We start from the raw sequence: 11992 nt of genomic DNA, 5'->3' as shown, positions 1-11992 counted from the left end.
TTTCTGATAAAGATAGCGTTGCTTGTCTGATACGTTGACGTTTGTTTTCTTGCTTGAGAAATTGCCAATAGATGGGTTCAAATTTTTTGAAAAAATCATCAACAATACAAAAAATTTCTGTAAAATCGTACATGGTAGTTAGAGCCTTTGGGTTGTGTCGTAACTTTCTAAATGGCTCTAACTACCTTTTTTTCAAGGGCTTTTCTTATCCGTAATTCGGGTTAAATAATAAAATTAAATACAAAGCTAAATATGTCATTGGTGCAGATGGTTCACATAGTATTGTTAGAAAAGGACTGAACTTAAATTTCACAGGTGAAAAATATGCTCAGGATTTTTTGTTAGGTGATGTTGACGTTGATTGGGATTTAGATCGCGAACGTTTTCGAATTTTCGTGCATGGAGAACGGATAGCTGTCTTTTTACCATTGTATGGTCAACGTTCACGTATTATGACCACTGATATTAAATCTGAAGATTCAGACAATAAAGCTGAAACCTCTAAACTCAGCTTAGAAGAGTTAGAGAAAACTTTTGCTGAAGTTGTACAGAAACCGCTAAAATTGAGTAATCCTGACTGGCTGACCCATTTTAGAACACATCACCGCATTGTAGATCGATACCGTGTCGGTCATGTTTTTGTTGCTGGTGATGCAGCTCATATTCATTCTCCTGCTGGTGGTCAAGGTATGAACACAGGTTTGCAGGATGCGGCCAATCTAGCTTGGAAATTGGCAGCTGTTCTTAAAAATCATGCAGATGATAGCTTACTTGATACCTATGAAACAGAACGCTTGCCTGTAGCTCAGCAAGTGATTGAGTTCACGGATAAAGTCTTTAATATTGCTGCTGGGCAAACAGGATTGCATGCTAAAGTTCGTGATCTTTTAGCGCCTGTTCTGGTAGGACCGGCAACAAAACTTGATTTTATCCAGGACAAGGTTTTCCGGAAATTTGGACAATTAGATATTGTTTATCCGGAAAGTGCTATTGTTCAAAGCAATCAAACTACTGTTGTTGCAAATGCTGGTCAGCGTGCGCCAAATTCCCAGATTTCACGTCATTTGGACATTTTTGATCTGCTTTCTGACTATAAATTTACAGTGCTTGCATTCTCACGGAAACGTCTAAATCACCAAGAAATTAGTGAAATCACTTCTTCTTTAGATCAGTTAAAAGTCTATGCAAATACTTATATCATTGGCAGATTGGCTTTTGGCCGTAATGATGCGGTAAAGACAGCAGATAAAATTGAAGTTTTTGAAGCATATGGTCTAAATCAAGATAAAGATCAAGGCTTAGTTATTGTGCGTCCAGATGGCTATATTGCATGGCGTTCTCAGGGTTTTAATTTTGATGAATGTCATAGTTTCTTAAAGTCTATTTTTAAAAATTAATAGATTTTAGAGTTAGTGAAAGAAAAGCTTCATCGTGAAGCTTTTCTAAAATTAACATAATCACTATTATACGAAATCTCACTGTTAGAAACCATTTAAAGTGTCTGTATTCTCACCAATAAAAATGTCTGGTCTATGATGCGCATCAACATGATGGACTGGATATAAACTTGAGATGCTGATCACTATGTCTGACAAGGAAATACAACGTCTTGCAGTCCTGCAAGATGTTCGAGATCAACGTATTACACAAGTCCGTGCTGCAGAAATTCTGAATCTTTCAACACGCCAAATTACTCGATTATTGCACAAGCTCAATCAAGACGGTGTTTCAGGTCTGGCACATGCCAGTCGTGGTCAACCGGGTCATCGTCGTCATGATGACTTGTTAAAATCAAAGTGCCTTTCCATTATTTCTGAACATCTGCTGGGCTTTGGTTCCACCTTGGCGCATGAGAAACTCAACAGCATGTTTGACCTGAATATCCCTGTAGAAACGCTTCGGCGCTGGATGACTGCAAATGGTCTCTGGATTCCGCGATCCAAGCGCCAGAAACGTCCATATCAACCTCGATATAACCGCGATTGCTTTGGTGAGCTAATCCAGATTGATGGCTCATATCACGATTGGTTTGAAGGACGTGACGCTAAATGCTGCTTGTTGGTTTATATTGATGATGCCACTGGAAAGCTGTTGCATCTGCGCTTTTGTGAGGCCGAAACGACCTTTGATTATATGCTTTCAACCCGAGCCTACATTGAGCAATACGGCAAGCATTTGGCCTTTTATAGCGATAAACACTCAGTATTTCGAGTCAATCAGAAATCCAAGCAAGACAGCCAGATCACGCAATTTGGCAGGATTCTCAACGAATTAAACATCGATATTATCTTTGCCAACTCACCACAGGCCAAAGGACGTGTGGAACGCGCCAACAGAACTCTGCAGGATCGCCTGATCAAGGAAATGCGTTTGGAAGGCATCTGCTCAATTACCGAGGCCAATGCTTGGCTGCCCTGCTTCATTGAGCAGTTCAATCAGAAGTTTGCCAAGTGTGCGAGAAACTCGAAGAACTTGCATCGACCTTTAACGGAATCTGATGCTGAGCTAGAGGATATTTTTACCTGGCAGGAACCGCGTAAGGTCACGAAGAATCTGACTATCACGTATGACAAGTGTATTTATATGCTTGAGCCAACACCACTGAACCACAAACTTGTTGGGCAATACATAACATTTTTAGAGTATCCAGATGGTACTGTGGCCATCATGCACGAAGGACGGAAGATCAACTACAGTATTTTCAATAAACTGGCTAGACTGCAGCAGAATGAAGTAGTTGAGAATAAAAGATTAGGTGCGGTTCTGGCCCATATCCAGCAACAACATGAAGAGTTGGAAAAACAAAATAAAAGTTCCCGTGCCAAGAAAAGTATGCCGAGTCGTAAAGCTCAGAAAGTTGTTATTGAACAAAGAAATTTAAATCCTGTTCTTGACTCTTGCAGTTAAAAACAGGACATTTTAAATGGTTTATCGCATAGACATTTTAATTGGTGAATAACATGAATATATTAAGCAATTGATATATATGGGTTTATTTTGAGTGTTCGGTGTCTCAATTTATCTTATCATTCACAAAAAGATAAAAAGCTACTCAATCTTTCAATCAAGTAGCTTCAAAAATACGCCGTACAATCTGTTAAAGTTTTTTCCAAGTCATCGTGCTAATCGCATTCGCGCTCTTGGCTTTGCCATATACTTTCATTTGATTATTCGCCGCATTTAATTGAGCATCAATTTTATAGACATAACCATCTTTCGGGTTAATCCATTGTCCTTGCGAAAATTGTTTCGGATTTGAATTTGCCACTAAGCCTTCTAATGCCTGCATGCCTTTTATGGGCTGATTCTTTAAGTTGCCTTGGCATTTACTGCATACCTCTAATTGAATTGTGCCTACCGATAACAAATTTCGAGTAATTACAGCACTATATTCCGAAGTTTTAGAGTTCTTACGAATCACAATTTCTGCAACATAATGCCCTGTATGATCATCAATGACTTTCCATGTACCAATCAATGGATCAAATGGCATGGCTTGAGCAGGAAAAATAAATCCCAAATATAGTGCAATTGCACCTAAAAAATTACGCATCATAAAAATATCAACTTAAAACCAATTTACAGCACGGTTGTGCTAAAAATGGGCGTGATTATAGCAATCAATGTTGAATTTAAATTAATTTTTTCATTAAAATTAAATGTTTATATGCTATTGGTTCGATGAAATATCATTAAAAATGTGAACCAATACGCTTTTTGTGGATGGATAATTTTTGATGTGTTGCAGCTTTATGTATAAAAGTGAATCTATAACGTGATTTTGTATGCAAATTAATCATCTATATTTCTATTTTCAACATTTGCTGTGTTATGGCGTAAACTAGACCTACAAGCTGTATCACTATAAGTTAAGAAATATTCACAGGAATGCTCTTAACTTTATCCTAAGTTTTTGTTTTTACTGTCTTAAATTTATCTATCTTTAAATTTAGGTTTAGTCATCAAGGTAACATCGTATGCTCAAGTGGTTCGAGAAACTTATAGATCCTTATCCAAATAAAGGTTTGACCGAACCCTTGCCAACCACGTTTTTTGCCTTTGTTTGGCAAGCAGCTTCAGGTGTACGTCCATATTTATTGTTATTGGTTTTATGTACTGCAGGCGCTGCCAGCTTTGAAGCTTTGCTATATGCAAAAATTGGCGATTTAGTCACATGGCTTAGTCAAAGTCAGCCAGATACTTTCCTTGCGCAACATCAGCAGAACCTTACTTTGCTGTTTTGTATTTTATTGGCCAATATCTTTTTTGCCAGTGCGCAGTCAATTGTGAAGCATCAAATATTATACAGTGGTTTTCCAATGCGTTTGCGTTGGCGTTTCCACAATTTAATGTTGCAACAAAGTCTGGATTTTTTCCATAATGATTTTGCAGGAAGACTCTCTGCCAAAGTCATGCAAACCGCCTTAGCAGTACGTGAGTTTTGGGTCATTTTGGGCGATATGCTTGCCTATGTATTCATTTACTTTATTACGATTAGTCTGGTATTGGGCGCAATTTCTCCAATGCTCATTTTGCCGTTATTGCTATGGTTGGCTTTATTTATTCTTGCAGCAGCTTATTTTATTCCGCGTTTGAGCAAAGTATCTAATGAACAAGCCGATGCACGTGCGGTGATGACAGGACGCGTGACCGATGCTTATACCAATATTCAAACCGTAAAATTATTTGCGCATGCAGGTCGCGAAAGCCAATATGCCAAAGCGTCGATGCAAGAGTTTATGTTGACGGTTTATAAACAAATGCGTTTGGGCGCTCAATATGAAATCAGCATCAATTTATTAAGCGTGGTGTTGTATGTGGGCGTTTTAGGTACAGCAATTTGGCTCTGGTTAAATGGCCGTGCAGAATTGGGGATTATTGCTGCCACTACAGCCATGATTCTTAAACTCAACAGTATTGCCGAGTTTATGATGTGGCAGACCTCTGCCCTGTTTGAAAATGTCGGCACCATTCAAGATGGTATGAAAACTCTCGGACGTCCAATTGCGATTCAAGACAAAGCCGATGCAAAACCATTACAAGTTGCTCAGGGCGAAATTCAGTTTAAAGATGTCAGTTTTGCTTATAACAGTAAAAACGTGATTGATCAGTTTAATCTGCATATTCGTGCAGGCGAAAAAATTGGTATCGTGGGACGTTCAGGCGCAGGTAAATCGACCTTAATTCAATTGCTTTTACATTTTTATGAGCTCAAACACGGCTCAATTATGATTGATGGGCAAAATATTGAAGATGTAACCCAAGACAGTTTGCGTAAAAATATTGCACTTGTCACTCAAGATACTTCGCTATTACACCGTACTGTGGCTGAAAATATTAAATATGGTCGTCCTGACGCGACTGATGCAGAAATGTTTGAAGCTGTACGCAAAGCCAAAGCCGAAGAATTTATTCCACAATTGACCGATTTACGTGGCAAAAAAGGCTATGAAGCCTACGTGGGCGAACGGGGTGTTAAACTTTCAGGTGGACAACGTCAACGTATTGCCATTGCCCGTGTTTTCTTAAAAGATGCACCTATTTTAATTTTAGATGAAGCCACCAGTGCGCTCGACTCTGAGGTTGAAGCGGCAATTCAATCGAGCCTCGATGAACTCATGCAAGGTAAAACTGTAATCGCGATTGCACACAGACTATCTACCATTGCACAAATGGATCGTTTAATTGTGCTCGATCAAGGACGTATTGCAGAACAAGGTACGCATGATGAACTGGTGGCTATGAACGGAATTTATGCACAACTTTGGCAGCGTCAAACAGGTGGTTTTTTAATTGAACAAGATAAAATCGTAAAACCATCGACTGATAAAAATTAGCATCTCCAGCAACTTTGCTGTAACTCAGGCTTTGATGAAATGCAGATTTATCGCATATAGTCAAAGCCTGTTTTGTCTAACAATTTCCATAGAATTTCTTTAATTTTCATGCCAAGATGCAATATGTCATCTACGTTCTTATGTCGCCGTTTGGCAAACTAAGATATGCATAGATGACAGTCGCTAAGGCAAATTAAAATAAAATTAGCAAATGCAATGGAACATGCATGAAAACAATATCAGCACGTCAGGAACAAGGTGTTCCAGGGGTTTATGGCTTATTGGTTTTGGATGTTGTATCCCGTTGGGGTTATAACGCAGATACCTTATTTGCACCATTTCAACTCAATAGCGAAATGTTGGCAGACCCAGAATGTCGTATTCCTACACCTATTGCCAATGAGTTGGTTAAACATGCTTTAAAACTTACAGGCGAATCGACGCTCGGTTATCATCTTGGTACGCAAATGCGCATTTCCATTCATGGCTTTATTGGCTATGCGATTATGACTGCGCATGAAATTAGTGATGCGTTGATTTTAGCCAATCGTTTTATTCAACTGCGTATGCCCTTTTTACAATTGTTTTTCTCAACTTTTGGTGAAAAAGCCAGTCTGCAATTGCAGTGTGATATTCACATGGAACCTTTACGCACAGAAATTGCCATCGCTTTAATTATTGGCATGATTACCATGAGTAAAGCCATGACAGGTACCGAACACTTTACAGGTGAAGTCGATTTTGACTTTCCTAAACCTGCAGGTTTTGATCAGTATTTTTCGAAATTTCCTTATCATCAATTCCGTTTTGATCAGCCGTATTTAGGTTTAAGTTTTGACAAGCAATATCTAGGCTTAAAAATGATTAATGCCGATCCTATTGCCAGTCAAATTGCGATTAATCAATGTGAAGCCGAACTTTCTGCTTTAGGTGAACGTCGCCGCATTTCTATGCGAGTACGTGATATTTTAACCCACGCAGAACAGCATTATTTAAGCATTGAAAATGTTGCCGACTATCTACACATGTCCGACCGCACACTCAAACGTCAACTGGCTGCAGAAGGTACTTCATTTTCAAACTTGGTCGATGAAGTACGTTATCGGCATGCAACTTCCCTGCTTTCCCGTACAGACTACACGCTAGAACAAATTGCCGATGAATTGGGTTATAGCGATGTGGCAAATTTTAGTCGTGCTTTTAAACGCTGGAGTGGACGCAGTCCGAGCAATTGGCGTAAAGATCCGTATTTATAAACTTTTGTTTTTAGCAAAAAGCATGTATAAAACATGGCAAAAAGATTCGATACAATTTAAGGAGTTATCAAATGAATCACCCAGCGGAATTAAAATATGCAAAAACACATGAATGGGTGCGTATTGAAGGTGATTTGGTCGTCACAGGCATTTCAGACCACGCACAAGATGCTTTAGGTGATTTGGTCTATGTAGAAGCACCTGAAGTTGGTCAAAAAGTAATTGCGGGTGAACAAGCAGGTGTGGTTGAGTCTGTTAAAACAGCTTCAGATATTCACGCCCCTGTTTCAGGCGAAGTAGTTGAAGTAAATAGCAATTTAGACGATGACCCTGACTTTGTAAATGATGAACCGTATGGCAAAGGCTGGATTTATAAAATCAAGCCAGACAATATGGCAGATGTGGAACAGCTTTTATCAAGTGCGGACTATGAATCTGGCTTATAAGCCTTAAATTTGTAGTGTTTAATCGCTCAAATTCAAAGAAATCAGCTTCGGCTGATTTTTTTTGCATTGCAATTTGCGAAATAAATAAAATTATCTTTATTTGATAAAACAATTAAAAAAATAGAATTAAAATCTAATTTTAGTTTTAATTTTATTAAATAACTATACTTTTCACACAAATAGGTTTATTATTTTTTGCATGATCTTACTGTGTGATGACTTCCAATAACAAAGCATCTGTATAACAAAGTACACATTGCACGCTACTCCACTCACCATATATAGGTTTAAGTTATGTCAGCTATAAATGTCGAACATTTATGGAATAAGTCGTTTATTCTCTGCTTATTCAATAACTTGTTCTTATTCATATTTTATTTTGCGCAAACGACAATTTTGCCTATTTATATTGTGAATGAGTTGGGTGGTAGCTTGTCACAGGCAGGTTTAGCCATGACTTTGTTTATGTTATCTGCAATCGCGATTCGCCCATTTAGCGGTTTGATTATTGAAAAATTTGGTGTAAAGAAAACCTTATATGTTTCTGAAATCATGTTTTGTCTGTGTAGCGTGGCATACATTTTTGTAGATAGTTTACTGTTTCTACTCGTACTGCGTTTTTTACATGGGATTTGGTTCAGCATTGTCACCACAGTTACCGTCCCTATTGCCAATAACTTTATTCCAGACAGTCGCAAAGGTGAAGGTATGGGCTATTTTTTGGTGTCAGTAAATTTAGGGATTGTATTGGGACCTTTAATTGGTTTAAGTCTGATTCAAAGTGTTTCTTATGCCAGTATTTCTACCTTACTATCCGTCAGTGTTTGGGTAGGTTTCGCCTTCTGTTTAATGATTCCAATTGCGACCCAAAAAGTAAAAACTGAAACAACACCTAAACGTAAATTAGGGCTTCAAGATTTTATAGAGAAAAAAGCAATTCCTGTATCACTCATGGCGATGATGGTTTCTTTCGCGTATGCCAGTATTATGTCATTTATTTCCACCTTTGCAGAATCACGCAATATGCTGTCTTATGCGAGTTTATTCTTCGTGATATTTGCAGTTTCGATGATGATTTTGCGCCCAATTACAGGCAAAATTTATGATCGTAAAGGGGCGAGTTATGTGATTTATCCTGCAATTATATTATTTGCTTTAGGATTAATTGTCTTGAGTCAGGTACACAGTGTATTCGGTTTTATGTTGGCTGCTGCATTAATTGGTGTAGGGTTCGGGTCTGCCCAACCTTGCCTGCAAACCATTTCAATTCAACGCTCCCCTAAAGATCGTATTGGTCATGCCACATCTACGTATTTTTGTTGTTACGATATTGGTATCGCCTTAGGCGCGTTAATTCTAGGTTGGATTATTGCGGGTTATGACTATACCGCAGCGTATTTGCTCTGTGCTGTTGTGACCTTAATCAGTTTAATTTTCTATAAATTTGTTGTGGCTAAACAACCTAATGCAGATATTCAGGCTTAGTTTTTAATAGCAGCAAAAGAATTGTTATTTTAAAAACTAATCTAAGAAGAGTTGATTTTTAAATACTCTCCCACCCAAAAAACCTGAAATTTCAGGTTTTTTGGGTTTCTGGAGTTTTATTTTTTATGCAGTTTTAGCCAAAACCTGACGATTTAAGCTTTCAGCGACCTCAATAAGCAGTTGTTCAGTCTTATCCCAACCCAAGCAGCCATCGGTAACAGATTGACCATAAGTCATCTCGCAAGAAATCTTTTGATTTCCATCCACCAAATGACTTTCTAACATGATGCCACGGACTTGCGTCTGTTCACGTTCTGCCACAATGGTACGCAAGACTTGCGGTTGTTGTTGTGGGTCTTTATGGCTGTTACCGTGACTACAGTCAATAATCAATGCAGGCAACTGCCCTTTGGCTTTTTGCTGAATTTTCTCAATTTCTACCAATTGATAATTTGGCCCTGAATTTGCGCCACGTAAAATTAAATGCGCGTGTGGATTACCTTGTGATGACAAAATAGCAGGTAAACCCGACTGGCTCATTCCCATGAATTGATGTGGATGACTTGCCGATTGAATTGCATCTAATGCAATTTGAATTGAGCCATCAGTTCCGTTTTTGAAACCAATGCTATACGGCATGGCGCTAGAAATTTCACGGTGAATTTGTGATTCACTGGTACGTGCGCCAATTGCACCCCAAGCCAGTACATCATCAAAATATCCCGTTGCCATTGGGCTTAAAATTTCAGAAGCAATTGGTAAACCCATTTCTATAATTTGTAGATACAGTTCACGTGATTTTTCTAAGCCTAATTGCATGTTTGCAGAGCCATCTAAGTCTGGGTCATACAAAAAGCCTTTCCAGCCTACCGTAGTACGTGGCTTTTCGATATAGGCGCGCATCACCAAGAAAATTTGATCTGAAACTTGGCTTTGTAATTGTTTTAATTTTTCTGCGTATTCGAGTGCTGCTTGCGGATCATGAATTGAACAAGGTCCTGTAATGACCAATAAGCGAGGGTCTGTGCCCGCTAAAATGTTCTGAATAATCTGTCGATGTTGTGCGATTTGTTGTTTTAGCGCAGATGAAAGTGGGAGTTGCGCTTTGAGTTGATGCGGTAAACTTAAACTAATTTCAGTATTGTTGGTCTGTTGTTGTAAAGCAGTATTTAAAGCATTCATTGGTCTGTTCCTTTGGACTGTTTCTCTTTTTTACAGTCCGATCATTTATTTCAGCGTTATGGGGCTAATGGATTGCAAGGTTTGAGTCATAGATTGACTAAAGTAAAACCAATAAAAGTTGCTAAAGTATGAATAATTAACGTTGTACATGATTAAATCTCCGAAAAACCTATAAAATTCAAAACACCAGACATAAAAAAACCTGATCAGGGTTGCCGATCAGGTATCAACTGGTGGGCAACCTTTTGCCCGAACGCGACTCAGGCAATCATTGAAACTGCCAAAAGTAATAGTAAGCGTTTGCGATTAAAGGTTGCTTTAACATCTTGTTTTCATCAAAAAATGAGCTGTTAAAATTAAAATACGCTGTATTGTTCCGTTTGGCAATCCTTTTTGTAAAATAATTTTTATTGGATGTATTTATTAAAATTAAGCTGCTGTTTTAGCGAATTCAGGGGTTAAAAAAACCAAGCCGAAGCTTGGTTTTTGTTGGGTCTTTATTTAAGCGCGTTACTCATCATTGATCAAAATGAATCACACTACGAATAGATTTACCCTCATGCATTAAATCAAAGGCTTCATTAATTTGGTCTAGCCCCATGGTGTGCGTTACAAATGGTTCGAGTTGAATATCACCCTTCATGGCTTCTTCAACCATGCCTGGCAATTGCGAACGACCTTTTACACCACCAAACGCAGTTCCTTTCCAAGTACGACCTGTCACCAATTGGAATGGACGAGTTGAAATTTCCTGACCTGCACCTGCAACACCAATAATAATGGATTGTCCCCAACCACGATGCGCACATTCCAAAGCGGAACGCATCACATTGGTATTTCCAATACATTCAAAAGAATGATCTACGCCCCAACCTGTTTTTTCCACAATGACTTCCTGAATTGGGCGGTCATAATCTTTTGGATTTAAGAATTCGGTTGCACCAAATTGTTCTGCCAATTTGAATTTCTCTGGGTTGGTATCAATGGCGATAATACGGCTGGCTTTGGCTTTATGCGCACCTTGCACAACTGCTAAACCAATACCACCTAAGCCAAATACCGCAACGGTATCGCCTTCTTGGACTTTTGCAGTATTTTTAACTGCACCTAAACCAGTTGTAACACCGCAACCTAATAAGCAAACTTGCTCATGATTGGCTTCAGGATTAATTTTTGCTAAAGATACTTCAGCAACTACCGTATATTCACTAAAGGTTGAACAGCCCATGTAGTGATAAATCGGTTGTCCATTATAAGAAAAACGTGTCGTGCCATCAGGCATTAAACCTTTACCTTGTGTCGCACGTACGGAAACGCATAGGTTGGTTTTACCAGATTTACAGAATAAACATTCGCCACATTCTGCTGTGTAAAGCGGAATCACATGATCGCCTGGTTGAACACTGGTCACACCCTCACCAACTTCAACCACAATACCTGCACCTTCATGGCCAAGAACTGCAGGGAAAACACCTTCAGGATCTTCACCCGATAAGGTAAATGCATCGGTATGGCATACCCCTGTGTGGGTAATTTTGACCAAGACTTCTCCAGCCTGCGGCGGTGCAACATCAATTTCAACAATTTCAAGCGGCTGACCTGGGCCGAATGCGACGGCTGCACGTGATTTCATGAGCAAATTATCCCTAAAAAATACATTAACAGATGATAAGGGGCTGCTGACAATTCGTCTATGTTTGCGATGTGAGAGAGATATCTCGCAAGCTATTTATAAAATATCAACAGACTCTCACAATACCCTCTTTCTATTCAGAGTTTCAAGCAT

General features: G+C 38.9%; 9 protein-coding genes and 1 pseudogene. 6 read left to right on the top strand and 4 right to left on the bottom strand.

Features of this window, described 5'->3' with window-relative positions:
* Positions 1-133 (bottom strand): annotated as a pseudogene (locus F947_RS14485) (IS982 family transposase); the annotation flags it as partial.
* A gap of 100 nt (positions 134-233) precedes the next feature.
* On the opposite strand from F947_RS14485, the gene F947_RS06995 reads away from it, so the two are divergent.
* On the top strand, positions 234-1397 hold the full coding sequence (locus tag F947_RS06995) for an FAD-dependent monooxygenase (RefSeq protein ID WP_081402504.1): 1164 nt from the start codon (positions 234-236) through the stop codon (positions 1395-1397).
* Positions 1398-1572: 175 nt separating this feature from the next.
* Positions 1573-2907, top strand: a complete 1335-nt coding sequence (locus tag F947_RS06990; protein ID WP_026438381.1) for an ISNCY family transposase — start codon at positions 1573-1575, stop codon at positions 2905-2907.
* A 190-nt stretch (positions 2908-3097) separates the two neighbouring features.
* Here F947_RS06990 and F947_RS06985 read toward each other — a convergent pair whose 3' ends face one another.
* On the bottom strand, positions 3098-3556 hold the full coding sequence (locus F947_RS06985) for a DUF2147 domain-containing protein (protein WP_004973733.1): 459 nt from the start codon (positions 3554-3556) through the stop codon (positions 3098-3100).
* Between the two features lie 421 nt (positions 3557-3977).
* On the opposite strand from F947_RS06985, the gene F947_RS06980 reads away from it, so the two are divergent.
* The 4 genes from F947_RS06980 to F947_RS06965 all read left to right on the top strand — a co-directional run bounded on the left by F947_RS06980 (position 3978) and on the right by F947_RS06965 (position 9024).
* Positions 3978-5837 (top strand): ABC transporter ATP-binding protein, encoded by a 1860-nt coding sequence (locus F947_RS06980; RefSeq protein ID WP_004973731.1) that lies wholly within the window; start codon positions 3978-3980, stop codon positions 5835-5837.
* A gap of 227 nt (positions 5838-6064) precedes the next feature.
* Positions 6065-7093: a helix-turn-helix domain-containing protein gene (locus tag F947_RS06975; protein ID WP_004973729.1), complete on the top strand. Its 1029-nt coding sequence runs from the start codon at positions 6065-6067 to the stop codon at positions 7091-7093.
* A gap of 71 nt (positions 7094-7164) precedes the next feature.
* Positions 7165-7539, top strand: coding sequence for a glycine cleavage system protein GcvH (gene gcvH, locus F947_RS06970; protein ID WP_004973727.1), 375 nt, complete (start codon positions 7165-7167; stop codon positions 7537-7539).
* 294 nt (positions 7540-7833) lie between these two features.
* On the top strand, positions 7834-9024 hold the full coding sequence (locus tag F947_RS06965; protein ID WP_004973725.1) for an MFS transporter: 1191 nt from the start codon (positions 7834-7836) through the stop codon (positions 9022-9024).
* Positions 9025-9147: 123 nt separating this feature from the next.
* Here F947_RS06965 and F947_RS06960 read toward each other — a convergent pair whose 3' ends face one another.
* The gene (locus F947_RS06960) at positions 9148-10206 is read right to left on the bottom strand and encodes a 3-deoxy-7-phosphoheptulonate synthase (protein ID WP_004973722.1); all 1059 of its coding nucleotides are present in this window, start codon (positions 10204-10206) and stop codon (positions 9148-9150) included.
* A gap of 517 nt (positions 10207-10723) precedes the next feature.
* Positions 10724-11839: an S-(hydroxymethyl)glutathione dehydrogenase/class III alcohol dehydrogenase gene (locus tag F947_RS06955; RefSeq protein WP_004973720.1), complete on the bottom strand. Its 1116-nt coding sequence runs from the start codon at positions 11837-11839 to the stop codon at positions 10724-10726.
* Positions 11840-11992 lie beyond the last annotated feature (153 nt).

This window comes from Acinetobacter towneri DSM 14962 = CIP 107472 (genome assembly GCF_000368785.1).
GTDB lineage: Bacteria > Pseudomonadota > Gammaproteobacteria > Pseudomonadales > Moraxellaceae > Acinetobacter > Acinetobacter towneri.
The sequence above is the reverse complement of the archived record's forward strand: the minus strand, read 5'-3'. Positions and strand labels throughout refer to the sequence as shown.

Coding starts and splice junctions, on each gene's coding strand:
- F947_RS06990 (WP_026438381.1), top strand. CDS start 1,573: ATGCTGATCACTATGTCTGACAAGGAAATACAACGTCTTGCAGTCCTG.
- F947_RS06985 (WP_004973733.1), bottom strand. CDS start 3,556: ATGATGCGTAATTTTTTAGGTGCAATTGCACTATATTTGGGATTTATT.
- F947_RS06980 (WP_004973731.1), top strand. CDS start 3,978: ATGCTCAAGTGGTTCGAGAAACTTATAGATCCTTATCCAAATAAAGGT.
- F947_RS06975 (WP_004973729.1), top strand. CDS start 6,065: ATGAAAACAATATCAGCACGTCAGGAACAAGGTGTTCCAGGGGTTTAT.
- gcvH (WP_004973727.1), top strand. CDS start 7,165: ATGAATCACCCAGCGGAATTAAAATATGCAAAAACACATGAATGGGTG.
- F947_RS06965 (WP_004973725.1), top strand. CDS start 7,834: ATGTCAGCTATAAATGTCGAACATTTATGGAATAAGTCGTTTATTCTC.
- F947_RS06960 (WP_004973722.1), bottom strand. CDS start 10,206: ATGAATGCTTTAAATACTGCTTTACAACAACAGACCAACAATACTGAA.
- F947_RS06955 (WP_004973720.1), bottom strand. CDS start 11,839: ATGAAATCACGTGCAGCCGTCGCATTCGGCCCAGGTCAGCCGCTTGAA.